The organism is Hyphobacterium indicum (assembly GCF_003129605.1).
GTDB lineage: Bacteria > Pseudomonadota > Alphaproteobacteria > Caulobacterales > Maricaulaceae > Hyphobacterium > Hyphobacterium indicum.
Genome location: NZ_QBDX01000004.1, coordinates 789492 through 805787, shown reverse-complemented (window position 1 = coordinate 805787; position 16296 = coordinate 789492). Strand labels below are relative to the sequence as shown.

General features: G+C 62.8%; 20 protein-coding genes. 13 read left to right on the top strand and 7 right to left on the bottom strand.

Annotation, left to right across the window (positions count from 1 at the left end; translation table 11 throughout):
• Positions 1–49 precede the first annotated feature (49 nt).
• Positions 50–1318, top strand: coding sequence for a hypothetical protein (locus DBR16_RS11790; RefSeq protein WP_109261435.1), 1269 nt, complete (start codon positions 50–52; stop codon positions 1316–1318).
• Here DBR16_RS11790 and DBR16_RS11785 read toward each other — a convergent pair.
• The gene (locus DBR16_RS11785; RefSeq protein WP_161539500.1) at positions 1315–1968 is read right to left on the bottom strand and encodes a tetratricopeptide repeat protein; all 654 of its coding nucleotides are present in this window, start codon (positions 1966–1968) and stop codon (positions 1315–1317) included. The two genes, DBR16_RS11790 and DBR16_RS11785, sit on opposite strands and share 4 nt — an antisense overlap.
• Positions 1969–2026: 58 nt before the next feature.
• Here DBR16_RS11785 and DBR16_RS11780 point away from each other — a divergent pair, with 58 nt between their 5' ends.
• Positions 2027–2944 carry an SDR family oxidoreductase gene (locus DBR16_RS11780; RefSeq protein WP_233347792.1) on the top strand — a complete coding sequence of 306 codons (918 nt, stop codon included), beginning with the start codon at positions 2027–2029 and terminating at the stop codon, positions 2942–2944.
• On the opposite strand, the gene DBR16_RS11775 is transcribed toward DBR16_RS11780, so the two are convergent.
• Complete coding sequence (locus tag DBR16_RS11775; protein WP_109261433.1) at positions 2863–3639, bottom strand: alpha/beta hydrolase; 777 nt, start codon at positions 3637–3639, stop codon at positions 2863–2865. The genes DBR16_RS11780 and DBR16_RS11775 overlap by 82 nt on opposite strands.
• An 86-nt stretch (positions 3640–3725) precedes the next feature.
• On the opposite strand from DBR16_RS11775, the gene DBR16_RS11770 reads away from it, so the two are divergent.
• From DBR16_RS11770 to DBR16_RS11740, 6 genes are all read left to right on the top strand, one after another.
• Positions 3726–4856 (top strand): glycosyltransferase family 4 protein, encoded by a 1131-nt coding sequence (locus tag DBR16_RS11770; protein WP_109261432.1) that lies wholly within the window; start codon positions 3726–3728, stop codon positions 4854–4856.
• 4 nt (positions 4857–4860) lie between these two features.
• Complete coding sequence (locus DBR16_RS11765) at positions 4861–5838, top strand: glycosyltransferase family 9 protein (protein WP_109261431.1); 978 nt, start codon at positions 4861–4863, stop codon at positions 5836–5838.
• A 125-nt stretch (positions 5839–5963) separates the two neighbouring features.
• Positions 5964–6503 (top strand): translation initiation factor IF-3, encoded by a 540-nt coding sequence (gene infC / locus DBR16_RS11760; protein ID WP_109261430.1) that lies wholly within the window; start codon positions 5964–5966, stop codon positions 6501–6503.
• 205 nt (positions 6504–6708) lie between these two features.
• Complete coding sequence (locus DBR16_RS11755) at positions 6709–7191, top strand: peptidase S1 (RefSeq protein ID WP_109261429.1); 483 nt, start codon at positions 6709–6711, stop codon at positions 7189–7191.
• Between the two features lie 31 nt (positions 7192–7222).
• Positions 7223–9046, top strand: coding sequence for a hypothetical protein (locus tag DBR16_RS14060; RefSeq protein ID WP_199288389.1), 1824 nt, complete (start codon positions 7223–7225; stop codon positions 9044–9046).
• Positions 9047–9181: 135 nt separating this feature from the next.
• Positions 9182–9613, top strand: coding sequence for a MerC domain-containing protein (locus tag DBR16_RS11740; protein WP_161539499.1), 432 nt, complete (start codon positions 9182–9184; stop codon positions 9611–9613).
• Here DBR16_RS11740 and DBR16_RS11735 read toward each other — a convergent pair.
• Genes DBR16_RS11735 through DBR16_RS11715 form a run of 5 tightly spaced genes read right to left on the bottom strand, consistent with a single transcriptional unit; the run spans position 9610 to position 13818 of the window.
• Positions 9610–10317 carry a PepSY domain-containing protein gene (locus DBR16_RS11735; RefSeq protein ID WP_109261427.1) on the bottom strand — a complete coding sequence of 236 codons (708 nt, stop codon included), beginning with the start codon at positions 10315–10317 and terminating at the stop codon, positions 9610–9612. The two genes, DBR16_RS11740 and DBR16_RS11735, sit on opposite strands and share 4 nt — an antisense overlap.
• Positions 10317–10640 carry a copper-binding protein gene (locus tag DBR16_RS11730; protein ID WP_109261426.1) on the bottom strand — a complete coding sequence of 108 codons (324 nt, stop codon included), beginning with the start codon at positions 10638–10640 and terminating at the stop codon, positions 10317–10319. Before DBR16_RS11730 ends, DBR16_RS11735 begins: the two co-directional genes overlap by 1 nt.
• Positions 10641–10649: 9 nt before the next feature.
• Positions 10650–11117, bottom strand: a complete 468-nt coding sequence (locus DBR16_RS11725; RefSeq protein WP_109261425.1) for a DUF4396 domain-containing protein — start codon at positions 11115–11117, stop codon at positions 10650–10652.
• Positions 11118–11132: 15 nt separating this feature from the next.
• Complete coding sequence (locus DBR16_RS11720) at positions 11133–12476, bottom strand: multicopper oxidase family protein (RefSeq protein WP_109261424.1); 1344 nt, start codon at positions 12474–12476, stop codon at positions 11133–11135.
• A 1-nt stretch (position 12477) separates the two neighbouring features.
• A complete protein-coding gene (locus DBR16_RS11715; RefSeq protein ID WP_109261423.1) occupies positions 12478–13818 on the bottom strand; it encodes a TolC family protein in 1341 nt (446 codons plus the stop codon).
• 52 nt (positions 13819–13870) lie between these two features.
• Between DBR16_RS11715 and DBR16_RS11710 the strand changes: the two genes are divergently transcribed.
• From DBR16_RS11710 to pheS, 5 genes are all read left to right on the top strand, one after another.
• The gene (locus DBR16_RS11710) at positions 13871–14170 is read left to right on the top strand and encodes a metal-sensitive transcriptional regulator (RefSeq protein ID WP_109261422.1); all 300 of its coding nucleotides are present in this window, start codon (positions 13871–13873) and stop codon (positions 14168–14170) included.
• Positions 14171–14297: 127 nt separating this feature from the next.
• Positions 14298–14501: a 50S ribosomal protein L35 gene (gene rpmI / locus DBR16_RS11705; RefSeq protein WP_109261421.1), complete on the top strand. Its 204-nt coding sequence runs from the start codon at positions 14298–14300 to the stop codon at positions 14499–14501.
• 32 nt (positions 14502–14533) lie between these two features.
• A complete protein-coding gene (gene rplT, locus DBR16_RS11700; protein ID WP_109261420.1) occupies positions 14534–14890 on the top strand; it encodes a 50S ribosomal protein L20 in 357 nt (118 codons plus the stop codon).
• A gap of 6 nt (positions 14891–14896) precedes the next feature.
• Positions 14897–15082, top strand: coding sequence for a DUF1272 domain-containing protein (locus DBR16_RS14220; RefSeq protein WP_109261419.1), 186 nt, complete (start codon positions 14897–14899; stop codon positions 15080–15082).
• A 70-nt stretch (positions 15083–15152) separates the two neighbouring features.
• A complete protein-coding gene (gene pheS / locus DBR16_RS11690; RefSeq protein WP_109261418.1) occupies positions 15153–16235 on the top strand; it encodes a phenylalanine--tRNA ligase subunit alpha in 1083 nt (360 codons plus the stop codon).
• Positions 16236–16296 lie beyond the last annotated feature (61 nt).

Here is a 16296-nt window from a genome sequence, read left to right as displayed (position 1 = left end):
CGGGGATCGCAGGATATAAGCTGCTCCGGTATGTTGGCCGGTCATTATCATGTCTTCTCAGTCTTCTGCCGGACTCTCGGATAAAGTCCGGACGCTTCTGACCCAGTCCGACGCTCTGGATATCGGGCAGATGGAATTCATCAATCTGGATGAAGTCCGGGCCGTCTGCGGCGAGAATTGGGGCCATTGGCGCGAACGGATTTTCATCGCCGCGGATTCCATCATTGCAAAACACACAAGTCCGGCGGATCTGGTGATCCGTTGCAATGCCGGCTTCATCGTCATATTTGCCGAGCTTGATCAGGCCGATGTCCGAAAGGTCTGCGATGAAATTGCAGCACGGGTGCGGGCGTTTTTCCTTGGCTCGGAGGAATTTGCGCATCTCGGCCTGCGCATGGAAGCCTCGCGGGTTTCGGCGAATGAGTTCGCGCGGAAAATCCAGCAGGCCCGGGCAGAGATTCTGCCGACGGCGGCGACGGCCCATCCCGAAGATGAATTCCAGGACGCCCATGCCGCCACGCCACAACCGGTTCTGCGGGGGCAGGTCCCGAAAGTCATGATCGCCTTTCTGCCGGTCTGGTCGGCCACAGCCGAGGCCGTTGGCACATTTTTCTGTGTGCCCTACCGCAAGACACGCGATGACGGCCTGATCTATGGTCAGGAGGTCCTGAACGGGAGCGCCAGTCCACAGGACCGCCTGACCCTGAATGTGCATATCGTGCGGCGCGCCATCGAGTCCCTGCACGCCCTTGATGAACGCGGACTGAAGTCCGCCATCGGGCTTTCGATCAGCTATTCCGTACTGGCCATGGCCCGTACGCGCGTGCCGCTGATGCAGGAACTGGCGGCCATTCCGGACCATTTCAAGCGGCAGGTCCTGATCCGCATTGATGGCACACCCGTTGATGCGCCGGCCTACCAGATTTCCGAACTGACCCGGATTACTGCACAATATTGCGGGCAGGTGATCATGGAATTGCCGCTGCGGCCGCCCTCTTTCGAGCGGTTTGCCGGGGCAAAAATCGATGTGGTCGGGCTTCAGCTGCTGAATAGACAGGACACGCTCTATCAGCACCGGCCGGAAATCGAACGGCATGTGCTGGATGCGCGGCGCCGCAACCGCGCACTGTACCTGGCCAATTGCCAGTCCAGAGCGGTGGTGCGGGAAGCCGCGGCGCACGGTCTCAACTTCTTTGCCGGACCGGCGATCGGCGCGCCGCTGGACATGCCGTCGGCGCCTTACAGGCTATCTTGGGATCAGGTCGGACAGTTGCGGGGTGCTGCGGATCAGGCGGGCCGGCATCAGGCGAAGGGCTAACCGCCCGTGCGGCGGGCCTCGTTGATGTGACCGCGGATCAACAGCGCGGCCACGGCCTCTTCATCTGTCGTGGCCAGATCCAGTGCGCGCTGCATATCCGCTTCCGCGGCATTCAGATCCCCCAGCTCGTAACGGGCTTCGGCGCGGGTGCGCCAGGCGTCAAAACTCCGCGGTTCAAACGAGATCGCCTGTGCGGCATCGGCTTCGACCGCTGCCCAGTCACCCATTCCGGCAGCCGCGCGGGCACGCCCCAGCCAGAGCGGCGCGGATTGCGGAGAGAAATCCAGGGCCCGGGCATAGACGCGGCGCGCTTCTTCGGGATGTCCGGCGCTCATCCAGGCTTCACCGGCCTCGGCCAGATAGACGACTTTCATCGCCGTCGGGCCGCCATCCGGGGCTTCGGCCAGCGCCTGCAGGCGGAAAGCGCCTTCCTCTTCCTCGCCCAGCGCAATCAGCGCGCGGGCCACGCAATGGCGGGCGGGCCAGCCGCCACCTTCATAGCGCCATGCCAAAGCTTCCTCATAAGCCGCATCGGCATTGACTTCTATGCCGGTGAGACAGGCTTCATACCGGTCATGATCACGGGCCTGCGCGAAGGCCATGGAGGTGGCGGCCGCGCTGACCGCAGCTGCAAAAACAAGACGCTTCATGTCCGGGACTCCCCAATGCTCAGTGGACCCAGCATAGGCGGGGGCTAGATTGGCGTCCATGACACACACCCGCTCAGCCTTGTTATTGGGTTACGGCTATGTCGCAAAAGCCACGGCACCGCTCCTGCGGGCCCGGGGTTTTGCCCTGTCCGGGACCACGCGGTCGCCGGTAAAGGCCGGCGAAATGACAGAGCGGGGGATCACGCCGCTTATCAATCCGGACGCGGTGGCCCTGCGCACCGCGATGCGCGAGGCGAGCCATATTCTGGTGTCGGTCCCGCCGGGAGAGGGCGGTGATCCGGTCCTCGATATGCTGATGCCTTGTCCTGCCCTTCCGAAGCTGGAATGGCTGGGATATCTCTCCACGACCGGAGTTTATGGCGATGCGGCCGGGGGGTGGGTCGATGAGGACACACTACCCCGTCCCGATGAAGCGCGCTCGCAGCGGCGGCTGGCGGCGGAGCAGGGCTGGCAGGTGTTTTCTGCCCGGACACGCATATTCCGGCTGGCCGGTATTTATGGGCCGGGCCGAAGCGCTCTGGACCGGCTGAAGGACGGGACGGCGCGGCGCATCGTCAAGCCGGGGCAGGTGTTCTCGCGCATCCATGTCGACGATATCGCGGCCGCGCTGATGGCCTCGATCGCGCGCCCCGAGCCGGCCGGCCCCTTCAATCTCTCAGATGACGAACCCGCGCCGCAAGCCGATGTCATCGCTCACGCAGCCGGATTGCTTGGCGTGGATCCGCCACCAGAGGAGGCGTTCGACACCGCTGAGATGAGTGCGATGATGCGCAGCTTCTTTTCGTCCTCGCGCCGTGTCTCGAGTGAGAAAACCCGCACACAGCTGGGCTGGACGCTGCAATACCCCACCTACCGGGAGGGCCTTGCCGCGCTTCACTCCGACTCGACCCGGGCGGCCAGCGCCTCGGCCGTGGCGACCAGCCGGGCCAGTTCCGGACCGGATGACAGGCGGTGATCGCCTGACTTGATCAGGGTGAAGACGCAGTCTTCGCTGGTCAGCACGTCCATGCATTTGCGGGCATGCTCCCAGGGCACGCTCTCATCCAGCAGGCCTTGCAGGATGTGCACCGGGCCATCAAACCGGAGGGGCGCGCCGAGCACGGACCAGTTCCGGCCGTCCTCGATCAGTTTCCGCGTCACGATGAAGGTTTCATCATCATAGGGCGAAGGCTCTTCATAGCGCCCCGTGCTGAGAATCGTCTCGCGGACGGAGTCGGAAAATCCCGGCCACATCAGTTCCGAGGTGAAATCCGGTGCCGGGGCGATGAGCAGCAGGCCGGCCAGCCGGCTGGCGCGCTCGCGGGCGGCGAGCAGGCTGATCCAGCCGCCCATGGAGGATCCGACGAGGATTTGCGGGCCGGTGGCCAATTCGTCGATGACGGCGAGCGCATCCTCGCGCCAGCGGCTGATCGTGCCGTCCTCGAAATCACCGGATGACTGGCCGTGCCCGAAATAGTCAAAGCGCAGAAAGCCGCGGCCCGTCGCTGCCGCCCAGGCGTCCAGCGCGAGGGCTTTCGTGCCGTTCATGTCCGACTTGAACCCGCCGAGCCAGAGAAAGTTGGCCTTGCCGGGCTGCGCGCCGCGCCGGACATAGGCGATCTGTTCCCCGTCCGGGCGGTCAAGATACCGGATGACCGGCGAATTTGTCATGATCCAAGTCCTGTGAAACAAGAATGTCGACCTTTCCCGCAAACCCTATATGCGGGTCAAGACCTGTCACAGGAGAAGCCGATCCGATGAAAGTGCTGCAGGTCATTCCCGGTCTGGACACCGGCGGGGCGGAACGCACCACGATCGAGATCGCACAGGCCCTGGTCCGCGCCGGTCATGGCGCGCTGGTGGCCAGCGAGGGCGGCACGATGGAGGCCGAGCTGGCGGCCGCGGGTGGCGAGCTGATCCGCTTGCCCCTGGCGACAAAGAATCCGGTGACGATGCTTGCCAATGCCGGCCGCCTGAAGAAGCTGATCCGGGAGCGCGGTATAGATATTGTCCATGCCCGTTCGCGCGCACCGGCCTGGAGTGCGCTGTGGGCGGCGCGGGCGGCGGGTGTGAAATTCGTGACCACCTATCACGGCACCTATAATGCCCGATCCGGCCTGAAGCGTTTCTACAATTCGGTAATGGCACGCGGGGACCGGGTAATCGCGAATTCGGAATTTATCCGGGATCATATTGTTTCCGAGCACGGGCTGGCCGCCCGTGACATCACCGTCATCCCGCGTGGCGTGGATGTGGAGCGGTTTGCAATAAATGATGCGGTCAGGCGGCGGAGCCGGGATCTGGTATCGGAATGGGCGCTGCCGGACGCGCGCTTCATTGCCCTGTTGCCGGCCCGGCTGACCCGCTGGAAAGGCCAGCTGGTGGCCATCCGGGCGCTGGGGCATCTGAAAGCCGGCGGGCAGGACCTACCGGTGCTGGTTCTGGTCGGCGGCGATCAGGGCCGCACCGCCTACCGGGAGGAAATCGAATTGCTGATCGGCCGCCACGGGCTGGAGACAGACGTCTGGATCGTGGGGCATTGCGAGGACATGCCGGCCGCCTTTGCGGCTGCGGATGTGGCACTGAATCCGTCGACCGATCCGGAAGCCTTCGGGCGGACGGCGGCAGAGGCCAGTGCGGCCGGACTGCCGGTCATTGTCGCTGATCATGGCGGTGCGCGCGAAGTTGTGGAGGACGGGGTCACCGGCTGGCGGACGCCGCCCGGCGATGCGGCCGCGCTCGCAAAAACATTGCAAGCGGCGATGGAGCTTGATATCGCCGCGCGTCAGGCCATGGGTGAGGCGGGCCGGCAACGGGTTATGAACCGTTTTACGGTCACTTCGCTGCAGACTTCCACCTTGCGGGTCTATGGCGAGCTTCTAGAGTGAGTGCATGAACGACGCGGTCAAAGACATTATCTACGTCCTCCTGTGGGGCGATCTGCCGTCGACGGTGCGCGGACTGGCCTCCTGTCAGCGGATCCGCGAGGCGCATCCGCGCGCGCGGCTGATCCTGCTCACCGCGCCCGACTATGAAGCGCTGCTCAAACACTGCCCCTATTTCAGCCAGATCGAAACCGATGCGGCGGCCACCGGCCCGGCCGGAAAGCTGACGGCCAAGCGCATCAAGGTGACGAAGCCCAAATATGTCTATGACCTGGTGGGCGATGCCGATGCGCGCCGGATCAAGGGCGGGTTGCGGTTTTCGGGCGTCAAATGGATCGATGCCGCGCCGCGCGAAATGGCTGGCGTCCATCCCGTGGAAGCGGCCGCCGCGGCGCTGGGCCGGTCCGGGCTGGGCCGCGAGGACTACCGGCTCGGAGAAGCGCCGGCGCCGGATGTGTCCTGGGTCGATTATCTCGCCCGCACTTCGCGCATGCTGGAACCGGAATATTTCGGCCTGAACGGGCCCTTTGCCCTGCTGGCCCCCGCCGGTGAAGAGGTGAAAGCCAATCTGCGCTGGCCGCGCGAGCGCTGGGCCTCGCTGGCCGCGGCGCTGCTGGAGGTCGGTATCACGCCGGCCATTGTCGGCGGCCCTTCGGCCCGGGATGTCGGGCGTTTTGTCGCCGAGACGGTTGCCAATTCGCGCGATGTGACGGGCAAGGCCAAGCTGGTCCAGCTGGCCGGGCTGGCGCGCCGAACGCGTTTTGTCTTCGGCGAGGACACCGACCTTTTACATTTGCTGGTCGCGGCCGGACCGCCGGCAGCAGCGCTCTATCCGGATGGCGAAGATCCAGTGCTGAAAGCCCCGCGCGGCGCCTCGCCTGTCGTGCTGCTGCACGCGCCGGTGCTGGCGCAGGTGACCGCTGCGGAAGCGCTGCAGGCCATGCGCGTGGCCGGCGGATTCGAGGAATCACCGCGTGCGGCTTGATTTTCTTCGCCCGACCCTCATAACACCTCACCGCTGCAGTGCGGAAAAGGGGGCTGTCTCTTGACCGTCGCCTTTTTCAAAGTCTGTGGTATTTTTCTGTTTCAGGCCATTAGTGGAGAAGTTACATAGCTCGCCGACCATTTGCCGCGCCCGCCCCCAAAAAAGAGGGCCCCCGCATAAACGAAGATATTCGCGTTCCCCGCGTCCTGCTCATCGATGAACACGGTGAAAAGCAGGGAATCATGCCGACTGATGCGGCCATTGAAGCTGCACTGGAGGCGGGGCTTGATCTCGTCGAGGTGTCGCCGAATGCCGATCCGCCGGTCTGCAAGATCCTGGATTACGGCAAGCTGAAATACGCCGAACAGAAAAAGAAGGCGGAAGCCCGCAAGAAGCAGAAGACGCAGGATATCAAAGAGATCAAGATGCGTCCGAACATTGATACTCATGATTATGAGGTCAAGACGCGAGCCATGACGCGCTTTTTCGAAGACGGCGACAAGGTCAAGGTGACGCTGCGCTTCCGGGGCCGTGAAATGGCCCACCAGGATCGCGGCATGGACGTGATGAACCGCGTCAAGGAAGACTTCGCCGACATCGCGAAAGTCGAATTCGAGCCCAAGCTCGAAGGCCGCCAGATGACGATGGTGCTCGCACCGCGCTAGAAAGCCGCATCAATTTCCCGCCACACGCGAATTGTGGCGGGAGTTTGCGGATTTTCCGCCCGTGCGACGATTTTTCCGTTCAACTGGGGTTCACGTATTACCGGGTTTTAATGCTAGTCTCTCTCGCGAGTCTGGAAGGGGAGGACCTTTCCAGTCCGCGCCGCCTCCGATGGTCGGAGGCGGGCGATCAACAGGGGACAGTATCATGCTTCGTAAACTCACACTTTCTGCCGCGGCTTCTGCTCTGGCTGTCTTTGCCATGGCTGGCGCCGCCGAGGCCCAGGACTGGCGTCTCAACCCGTCCTATGGCAGCGTTTCTCTGGTTTCCGGTTTTTCTCCGGACCCGTATCTGGTCAGCCTGCAATCCGGCGGCTCCATTGATGCCTCGCGTTCCATTGGCGGTTCGTGCCGCGGTTTTGTGGCCAATGCGCCTGATTTCCGTCTGCAATACCAGGCCGGGAATGTGCTGCCGCTGATCATCTCGGTCAGCTCGAATGCGGACACCACGCTGGTCATCAACGCACCGGATCAACGCTGGTATTGCGATGATGATGGCGGCCAGGGCCTGAACCCGTCCCTGCGCTGGAACAGCCCGATGACCGGACAGTACGACATTTATGTTGGCACTTACGGTAACGCGTCCTACCAGAATGCGACGCTGTCGATTTCCGAGCTCCGCTCTTACTGATCGGCAATCAAACGGACCGGGGAGGCCCATCATGAAATCCATCCTTCCGGCCCTCGGCGTGGCGGCTCTTGCCGCCGCGTCTGTGGCCGCCCAAGACATCACCCAGCCGCCAAGCTATGGCTCCATCACGCTGGATTCCGGCTTCCTGCCGGATCCGCACAGTGTTCAACTCCGGGCCGGGGGCAGTATTCCCGTCAATGTGAGTGGCAGCGGAGCGTGCCGGGGTCATATTTCCAGCGCGCCGGATTTCAATGTCTATTACACGGCCGGTTCGTTTGATCTTTTCATTTCCGCCATGTCGCAAAGCGATACCACGCTGGTCGTCAATGATCCGCGCGGTAACTGGATCTGCGATGATGATGGCGGCGAGGGGGCCTTCAACCCGGGCGTCCAGATCGAGCGTCCGGCGTCCGGGCTCTACAATGTCTGGGTCGGCACCTATTCCAGTTCCGGCGGTACACCGCCGACAACGCTCTTCGTCTCCGAAATCGGCTTCGGCCCGCGCCCGGTCGGCAGCGGCGGCGGACTCGATTTCACCTTACCGGCCAATTATGGCGGCCAGTCCCTGCAGACCGGCTTCATTCCCGATCCGGTCAATATCCAGATTGCGGCCGGCGGCAATATTGATGTGTCGGAAGCCGGGATCGGCGATATGTGCTGGGGCTATGCATCTGCGGCGCCGGATTACGAGCTGACCTATTCGGCCGGCAATTCGTTTGATCTGTATCTCTCGGCCACGTCCGACAGTGATACCGTCATTATCGTCAATGGCCCTGATGGCCGATGGGCGTGTAATGATGACGGTTCGTCCGGTCTCAATCCGGGCCTGATGTTCGAAAACCCGCAATCCGGCGTCTATGACATCTGGGTCGGGACCTATTCATCCAGCGCGGGCACGCCTCCGGCAACACTGCACATTTCCGAGCTGGGTTTCGGGCCGGATGGCACCGATACGGATGATTTCTACGAGGATTATGAAGGCCCGGGCTCATCCGCCGCGCTCGATTTCTCATTGCCAGCCAATTATGGCGGCCAGTCCCTGCAAGCCGGCTTTGTGCCGGACCCGGTCAATATCCAGATTGCGGCGGGCGGCGACATTGATGTGTCTTCCACGTCCATCGGGGACCGCTGCTGGGGTTATACAACCGCGGCACCGGATTACGAGCTGACCTATTCGGCGGGCAATACATTCGACCTCTACCTGTCGGCGACGTCCGACCGGGATACGGTGATGATCGTCAATGCCCCCGATGGCAGCTGGCATTGCAATGATGATGGTGCAGAAGGCCTCAATCCGGGCCTGGTGTTCGAAAACCCGCAATCGGGTGTCTACGACATCTGGGTCGGAACGTATTCGTCGTCGGCGGGCACACCTGCGGCGACCTTGCATATCTCCGAGATCGAGTTCGGCGGCGCGCCGGTGGCCGACGTCAATCTGCTCGATTATTCACTGACCTCGAATTATGGGTCCGTGTCTCTGCAAAGCGGTTTCACGCCGGACCCCTACAATGTCCAGCTTGCCGCGGGCGGTGATGTGAATGTCCGCGAGAATGGCCCGGACGGATGCTGGGGCTATACAACGGCCTCACCGGACTTCGAGCTGAACTATACGGCCGGCAGTGTGTTCGACCTGTTCATCTCCGCCACCTCCGGCAGCGACACCGTGCTGATTGTCAATGCGCCTGACGGCAGCTGGTGGTGCAATGATGACGGGGCGGAAGGCCTTAATCCGGGGATTGAGTTCACCAGTCCGGACTCGGGTGTCTATGACATCTGGGTGGGGACGTATTCGTCTTCGGCGGGAACACCGCCAGCGACGCTGCATATCTCCGAACTCGCCTTCGGCGACAACTAGACCCGGAACGGATTCCGGCGTGGAAAGGGCGGTCCTGCGGGGCCGCCCTTTTTGCACAGCGAAACGGCAAACAGTGCTTTGAATTCCTGTAATGTTATATTATATCATTTCAGGACAAGGATGAGCACGCCGCCCATGACCCACCGTACCCGATCCCTTCTCGACATGTCCGGCACCGGGCTATCGCTGATCTGCCTGCTGCACTGCCTCGCCTTGCCGACGGCTGCGGTGGCGGCGCCGGCACTGGCTCCGGAACTGGCCGAGCGGCTGTCACTGGTCGATGGCCGGGCGCATCTGATCCTGTTTCTTCTGGCCGCGCCGGTGACCTTGCTGGCCTTTTTCTGGGGCGAGCGGACAATGCGGGCCGGGCGCTGGACGATGGCTTTTGCCGGGCTCGGCCTGGTCCTGATGCTGACCGGGGCCTCGCATATTGCCGCCCAGCCGATGGAAACCGTTCTGACGGTAACCGGTGTCAGCTTCCTTATTGGCGCCCATGTCGCAAACTGGCGCCGCCGCCAGGCTGCTGGTCATAACCACGAACGCGATTGCGGGATGTGCGAGGACTAGTCCAGCCGCCGCCGCGCCATCATCCGTCCCAGCCAGGGGAAAAGCAGGACAAAGCCGAACAGGCTCATGCCGAGGGCAAACAGGCTGGCGAGGATCAGAAGCGGATGATTGAAATCGGTCCGCTCGCTGTAATCCATGATGTGCAGCATCCAGAAGAAATCGAAAATCCGCCACACATCATTGCGCCTGGCCACCACTTCTCCCGTGGCCGTGCTGACATAGAGCCGCGTGCCTTCGCCATCGGCAAAATCCACGCGCCAGGTCGGCATGTCGCGCCGCGATTCCCAAGTCGGTTCGGCAAAGAAGGTGACCGCCCCGATCTCCGCTTCACCGGCATAGTCGGCCCGTGCGGCCGCGATCGCGGCTGCTTCGTCAATGGGTGACAGGACCTCGCCGGAAACGGCATCGACAATCAGCGCGGCTTCGCCGTCGCGGCCGAATTCATAGATGGTCCGCCCCAGCCAGGGCCGCAATTCGGCGCTTGATGGCGTGATGCCAGCGCTTGCTGCCGCATCCTGCGGCGCCATAACGCCAGCCAGATCCAGCGCGGCGTCCGGCTCGGCAATATTATGCTCGCCGCGCACCCGCTCGATGGGGATGGCGCTCATCACCAGACCACCTGCGACCCAGGCGAGCACCTGCAAGCCGATAATCAGCGCTGCCCATTTGTGCAGGCGGACCAGCCAGCGGGTCACCGGGCGCATTATTCCGAAGATTCCGGTTCGGCGGCGATCACGGTCAGGCCGTCAGTGCCCATGACGGCTGTGATCATCAGAGCTGCTCCGGGTTCGAAGAGGGTGATGTCCACCGTGTCGGCCAGCGCAAATTCCATTACCATGGACGGCATGCCCAGCTCCGGCATGGCCTCATGCCGCAACAGGGCTGTGCGCGCTTCCGCATCGACGGTGCGGACATCGGCGGCAACCGTTGACCGGGCCGTTACTTCCCCGGCCTGATGGTGATCATGTCCGTCTGTTCCATGATCCGCGGTGGATACGAACAGGGCAAGCGCAAACAGGATGTGCATGGACAGCTCCTAGTGGCAGCATTTCAGCTGGCGTTTCAAGAGATAATAGTTCACGGGCCAGGCCGCGAGGAAGCCCGCCGGTGCAGCGGCGGCAATACCGGCCCAGAACATCGGCGCGAGAACCGATCCAGCCGTCATGCCGCCCACCGCATAATCAACGCCATTCATGGCAATTTCCATTGCACCGATGGAAATGGCTTCGCCCAGCCAGATGACGGACATGGCCTGTCTGAATGTCAGGCTCTCCCGCTTCATCAGGGGAAAGACGGCGAGTGTGAAACCGGAAATGTAGGCCAGCACAACGGCGAGCACGATGGTCCAGAAGACGCCGATGCCCAGAGTGGTACCGATGGCGAGGCCTGCGACTTCGCCGATGATACAACCGGTGAGGCAGTGCAGGGTGGCATGGGCTGAAGAGACGAGCGTCGTGCTGTCCTGCCCGTCATGGGCGTGATGATCGTGATGCGATGCGGCCATGATGGCCTCCTGAAATCAGCTTCTGCGGTCCGGATTGATTCCGTCACGCTGCAATTCGGCGGCGGTGGCTTCGCGGGCCTGTGTGCCGTCAGGTGCCTGATACCAGCCCGGATCCGTATCTCCGTTCAGGTGATCGCGGACTTTGAGGATGGTGAACATGCCGCCCATGGTGATGTAATCATGGGGTCCGCGCGCGCCGACCATGGGAATGGAATTGTCCGGCACGTCCATATGGCCCATCTCGATATGCGCCCCATGCTCGCCCATACCGTCCTGCCCCATCGTCATATAGCTGGGCAGGAGCTGGCCAACGGCGCGGTCAATGCGCCGGGCATTGACGCCGATCAGGTTGGGCAGGCCGTGTCCCATCTGGTTCATGACGTGATGCGTCATGTGACAATGCATGGCCCAGTCGCCGGGATTGTCGGCAATGAATTCGATTGTGCGGGTGGCCCCGGTCGGCACCAGAACGGTGGTGTCCGGATGCTGTGCGCTCGCGGGGATTTCCCCGCCATCGGTCTCGGTAATGCGGAACGCGTATCCGTGCAGATGGATGGGGTGGTGATCCATGGCCGAGAGATTGCCGATGCGGATGCGGACCCGTTCGTTGCGCTGGGCCAGTAGCGGCGTCGTTCCGGGATAGACGCGCGCATTCATGGTCAACAGGTTGAAGTCCGTCATCTCGTTGGGATCGGGACGGCGCGCGCCCGGCTCCAGCTTCCAGGTCGAGAGCATGATGGCGTAATCGCGGTCCGGAAGCGGTCCGCGCGGGCGGCGCGGATGGACGACAATCATGCCCATCAGACCCATCGCCATCTGGGTCATTTCGTCATGATGGGAATGGTACATGAAGGTGCCGTGCTGGCGGAAGGTCCATTCATAGACAAAGGTTTCGCCCGGATGGATGGCGCGCTGGGAGAGGCCGCCGACCCCGTCCATGCCTGATGGCAGGATGACGCCATGCCAGTGTACGGTCGTCGGCGCGATCAGCCGGTTGGTGACATAGATGCGGACGCGGTCGCCTTCGACACATTCGATGGTGGGACCGTGGGTGCGGCCATTATACCCCCAGGTACGTGCGGTGAGGCCCGGTGCAAATTCATGCTCCACCTCCTCCGCGATGAGGTGAAAGACCTTCACACCGTCGACGATGCGATAATCCAGTGTCGCGCCATCAGGGGTAATGACCGGGCGATAGTCCTCGCCCGGGCGTCCGGGGCGGTATCGTGTGCCGTGATCGACAGAGGTGGAATGGGCGTAGCTGGTACGTGTCTGCGCTGACGCCGATGCCGTAACCAAGGGAGCCGCGACGAGGCCTGTTGCGCCAGCCAGCAATGCGTCTCTGCGCGAAAAGCTCATATCAGTGTCCCTCCGCGCCGGAATTGCCTGCGTCCAGGCCTTGTGATTCTGTCATGCCCATGGGCGATCCGCCCTGCATCAGGGCGGTCAGGGCGATGCGGGCGCGGTGATAGCGCTCCAGCGTATCGACATAGGCCCGCCCGGCCTCGACCTGGCTATTGAACGCGTCCAGCAGGGCATAAACGCCCAGCTGCATGCCATTATACTGTTGCAGGGTTTGTTCGAGCGCGAGCGTGGAGGCAGGTAACCATTCATCGCGTATCAGGGTCAGGCGCGCGGCTGCGCGTTCCATCTCCATCACATGCATGCCCGCCTCGGCGGCGATTTCTGCCTGCAGGGCCTGATAACGGTCAGCGGCTTGCTGCGCACGAATGCGGGCGGCCGCGCGTTGCGGATGGCCGAAGCCGTTTGTGGGGATGTCGAAATGCGCGGAGACGCCGCGTTCGGTTTCGCCATCCTCGATATCGAGCGCGATGCCGAGCTCACCATGGAGCAGGCTTTCAATCCCGGCATATCCGGCGGCCCGGGCGGCAGCTTCGGCGTCGGCACGGGCGGCAGCAAGGAGCAGGCTCGTGCCAATGGCGGTGGTGCGAGCCGAGCCGGGATCGGGCGGGGAGGCCGTGTCCGTGGGCAGGCGGCCGGGCAAGTCCGCGGTGCGGGTCATCAGGACTTCCAGCCGGATACGCGCTGTTTCCGCGGCCTGATCGGCGTCCTCGGCGGCGGCTTGCGCGGCGAGGACGTTTACGCGCTGGCGGGTCAGATCAAGAGGAGGCGCATTGCCCTGATCATCAATTTCTTCGGCGATCAGCAGGGCGGCCTCGGCCGACTGCCGGATGCGGGCATACATGTTGGCGCGTTCGCGGGCAGCGACGGCTTCCACCCAGGCCCGCCGGGTTTCGGCGGAAAAGTCGATCAGACGCTGAAGCGCGCGGGCCTGAGCCGCATCATAACCGGCGCGCGCGGCGGCGCGGCGTTGCGGCCAGCCAATGATGGCGGCGACGGGCGCACGAATGTCGGCATCGAGAATACCGCCAGCCCCTTCCGGATTGAAATATGTCAGTTCGGCGATGAGGTTGGGCGGCAAGATGGCTGACGCCCATTCCGCCCGCGCCAGTCCGGCCTCGGCCAGATCGGCGGCGAGGCGCGGATTGCGCGAGACGGCAATCGCCACCGCCATGTCCTCGGTGATTTCACCCGCGATAGTGTCCGGGGCCGCCAACGGGATTTCGCGTTCGGCGGCCTGCGCCTCGATTTCTGCGCGTTCGGTGGTCATATCCACCGTGACGCAGCCTGCAAGGAGAAGGCTTCCCGGCAAAAGCATGATGGCAGCACGAATTGACATGGCGGGAGCCCTAACATACCCCTAGGGGGTATTCAAGGAGGCGTAATCAGCGATGACGGATGTATGCGAAGGCCATGTGAAAGCCGCGGACCATTCCGCACTTCTGGGCCGGTTGAAGCGGGTGGAAGGTCAGGTCCGTGGTGTGGCGCGGATGATCGAGGACGAGCGCTATTGCATCGATATCCTGACGCAGATCTCGGCGATCAAGGCGGCCCTGACCTCGGTCGAGCGAGAAGTCCTGAAAACCCATGCCGATTATTGTGTCGAGAATGCGCTGGCGGCGGGCGATATCGAGGATCAGCGGCAGAAATTCGCCGAACTGATAGATGTCGCCTTGCGGCGGCCGGTCTGACTTGCAATCGCGCGGCTTTTCCCATATGACGCCCGCTCTTTGAAACACCGGCCACCCGGGCCAGATCGACATGCCCGGCAGCCGACGAACGCAAGGCGGAGTCTATCCCGCCGGAAATGGAGCGAAAATGTCGAAGTTGAAGACCAAGAGCGGCGCCAAGAAGCGCTTCAAGCTCACGGCGACTGGCAAGGTGAAAGCCGGACAGGCCGGAAAACGTCACGGCATGATCAAGCGGACCAACAAACAGATCCGCAACAAGCGCGGCACCACCGTCATGGCGGATGCCGACCAGAAGATCGTGAAAAAGAATTACATCCCCTACGGCCTTTAAGGCCCGGGATTACCCGTTACGGAGCTTGAATCATGGCACGAGTTAAACGCGGCACCGTCTCCCGCGCCCGCCACAAAAAAGTTATTTCCCAGGCCAAAGGTTATTATGGCCGCCGGAAAAATGTTTACCGCGTTGCCGTACAGGCGGTCGAAAAGGCCGGTCAGTACGCCTATCGCGACCGCCGCGCCAAGAAGCGCAATTTCCGCGCTTTGTGGATCCAGCGGATCAATGCCGGTGCGCGCCTGCACGGCACGACCTATTCCCGATTTATGGCCGGCCTCACGAAGGCCGGAATCGAAGTGGACCGCAAGGTGCTCTCCGATCTGGCCATTCGGGAACCCGAGGCCTTCAAAGCCCTGGTCGACCAGGCACAGGCCGCGCTGGACTAACGTCTGATGGCCCTCGAGATGAAGCCCGCTTGCCAGACGTGCGAGCGGGCGCTTCTCCCGGACGGCCCGGCCTTTATCTGCAGCTTTGAATGCTCCTTCTGTGCACCCTGCACCGGGGATGTTCACAAACATGTCTGCCCGAATTGCGGCGGCGAGCTCGTGGCCCGGCCCAAACGCATAAAGCGGTCCTGATCCCCTCGCCATTTCCGTTTCCGGGCGGTAGACCAGCGCACACGCGCTGTGTGATGCGAGGACGAGACCCATGGCCGGACCCGGCGATATCGACGCTCTGAAAACCGAATTGCTGTCCGCGGTGGACGCCGCCGCTGATGAGGCCGCGCTGGAAGCCCTGCGCGTTGAAGCGCTCGGCAAAAAGGGCAAGATCTCCCTGATGATGCGCTCGCTGGGCCAGATGAGCCCGGAGGAACGTCAGACGATGGGGCCGGCGCTCAACGGGCTGAAGGACACGATTGGCGAGGCCATTGCGGCGAAGAAGGCCGCGCTGGAGGATGCCGCACTGGATGCGCGTCTCGCCACCGAGCGCGCCGATGTCACCCTGCCCATCCGTCCCGAGCCGCGCGGCAAGCTGCATCCGGTCACACAGGTGATGGAAGAGCTCGCCGTCATCTTCTCGGATATGGGCTTTACCGTCGCGGAAGGCCCGGATGTGGAAGATGATTTCCACAATTTCACCGCCCTGAACTTTCCCGAAGGCCATCCGGCGCGTGATACGCACGACACCTTCTTCATGAAACCGCGTGAAGATGGCTCGCAGATGGTTCTGCGCACGCACACCTCACCGGTGCAGATCCGCACGATGATGACGCAGAAACCGCCCATCCGGATCATCGCGCCGGGCCGCGTCTATCGCTGTGACTGGGACCAGACCCACACGCCGATGTTCCATCAGGTCGAGGGCCTGGTCATCGACAAGGGGGCTCATATGGGCCACCTCAAGGGCATCCTCATGGATTTCCTCGCCGCCTTCTTCGAGACCGATACGGTCGAGGCGCAATTCCGCCCGCACCATTTCCCCTTCACCGAACCGTCCGCCGAGATGGACGTCAAATATTCCCGCGTTGGTGATGCCGTGAAGATCGGCGAAGGCGAAAGCTGGATGGAGATTCTCGGTTGCGGCATGGTGCATCCGAACGTCATCCGGTCCTGCGGGCTGGATCCGGATGAGTATCAGGGCTTTGCCTGGGGGATGGGTGTGGACCGCCTCGCCATGCTGAAATATGGCGCACCGGATCTGCGCGATTATTTCGCCAATGACACGCGCTGGCTGGCGCATTACGGCTTCTCGCCGCTCTTGCAGGCGAATCTGGCGACGGGGCTGAGCTGATGTGTTTGCTGTACTCTTTCTCCCCCTGCTTGCGGGGGGAGTGCCGCGAAGCGGCGAGGGG

What these genes read in the sequence shown, in the direction of transcription:
- DBR16_RS11790 (WP_109261435.1), top strand. Translation starts at nt 50, where the DNA reads ATGTCTTCTCAGTCTTCTGCCGGACTCTCGGATAAAGTCCGGACGCTT.
- DBR16_RS11785 (WP_161539500.1), bottom strand. Translation starts at nt 1,968, where the DNA reads ATGAAGCGTCTTGTTTTTGCAGCTGCGGTCAGCGCGGCCGCCACCTCC.
- DBR16_RS11780 (WP_233347792.1), top strand. Translation starts at nt 2,027, where the DNA reads ATGACACACACCCGCTCAGCCTTGTTATTGGGTTACGGCTATGTCGCA.
- DBR16_RS11775 (WP_109261433.1), bottom strand. Translation starts at nt 3,639, where the DNA reads ATGACAAATTCGCCGGTCATCCGGTATCTTGACCGCCCGGACGGGGAA.
- DBR16_RS11770 (WP_109261432.1), top strand. Translation starts at nt 3,726, where the DNA reads ATGAAAGTGCTGCAGGTCATTCCCGGTCTGGACACCGGCGGGGCGGAA.
- DBR16_RS11765 (WP_109261431.1), top strand. Translation starts at nt 4,861, where the DNA reads ATGAACGACGCGGTCAAAGACATTATCTACGTCCTCCTGTGGGGCGAT.
- DBR16_RS11755 (WP_109261429.1), top strand. Translation starts at nt 6,709, where the DNA reads ATGCTTCGTAAACTCACACTTTCTGCCGCGGCTTCTGCTCTGGCTGTC.
- DBR16_RS14060 (WP_199288389.1), top strand. Translation starts at nt 7,223, where the DNA reads ATGAAATCCATCCTTCCGGCCCTCGGCGTGGCGGCTCTTGCCGCCGCG.
- DBR16_RS11740 (WP_161539499.1), top strand. Translation starts at nt 9,182, where the DNA reads ATGACCCACCGTACCCGATCCCTTCTCGACATGTCCGGCACCGGGCTA.
- DBR16_RS11735 (WP_109261427.1), bottom strand. Translation starts at nt 10,317, where the DNA reads ATGCGCCCGGTGACCCGCTGGCTGGTCCGCCTGCACAAATGGGCAGCG.
- DBR16_RS11730 (WP_109261426.1), bottom strand. Translation starts at nt 10,640, where the DNA reads ATGCACATCCTGTTTGCGCTTGCCCTGTTCGTATCCACCGCGGATCAT.
- DBR16_RS11725 (WP_109261425.1), bottom strand. Translation starts at nt 11,117, where the DNA reads ATGGCCGCATCGCATCACGATCATCACGCCCATGACGGGCAGGACAGC.
- DBR16_RS11720 (WP_109261424.1), bottom strand. Translation starts at nt 12,476, where the DNA reads ATGAGCTTTTCGCGCAGAGACGCATTGCTGGCTGGCGCAACAGGCCTC.
- DBR16_RS11715 (WP_109261423.1), bottom strand. Translation starts at nt 13,818, where the DNA reads ATGTCAATTCGTGCTGCCATCATGCTTTTGCCGGGAAGCCTTCTCCTT.
- DBR16_RS11710 (WP_109261422.1), top strand. Translation starts at nt 13,871, where the DNA reads ATGACGGATGTATGCGAAGGCCATGTGAAAGCCGCGGACCATTCCGCA.
- rpmI (WP_109261421.1), top strand. Translation starts at nt 14,298, where the DNA reads ATGTCGAAGTTGAAGACCAAGAGCGGCGCCAAGAAGCGCTTCAAGCTC.
- rplT (WP_109261420.1), top strand. Translation starts at nt 14,534, where the DNA reads ATGGCACGAGTTAAACGCGGCACCGTCTCCCGCGCCCGCCACAAAAAA.
- DBR16_RS14220 (WP_109261419.1), top strand. Translation starts at nt 14,897, where the DNA reads ATGGCCCTCGAGATGAAGCCCGCTTGCCAGACGTGCGAGCGGGCGCTT.
- pheS (WP_109261418.1), top strand. Translation starts at nt 15,153, where the DNA reads ATGGCCGGACCCGGCGATATCGACGCTCTGAAAACCGAATTGCTGTCC.